We start from the raw sequence: 260 nt of genomic DNA on the forward strand, positions 1-260 counted from the left end.
ATCGGTCGCTAGGGAGTATTTAGCCTTGGCAGATGGTCCTGCCGGATTCATACGGGGTTTCACGTGCCCCGCACTACTCGGGATCCGTCTCGGAGGGAACACATTTTCAAATACAGGGCTTTTACCTTCTTTGGCGGGCCTTTCCAGACCTCTTCATCTAACCTGTTCCTTGGTAACTCCATGTGAGACGTCCCACAACCCCAGAGAGCAAGCTCTCTGGTTTAGGCTGTTCCGCGTTCGCTCGCCGCTACTGACGGAAT

1 rRNA gene is annotated in these 260 nt (G+C 54.2%); it reads right to left on the bottom strand.

The annotated features are described in order from the left end of the window. Positions 1 to 260 (bottom strand): 23S ribosomal RNA (locus KJS63_RS25900); the annotation flags it as partial.

It is taken from the genome of Paenibacillus sp. J22TS3 (genome assembly GCF_018403205.1).
Taxonomy (GTDB): Bacteria; Bacillota; Bacilli; order Paenibacillales; family Paenibacillaceae; genus Fontibacillus; species Fontibacillus tuaregi.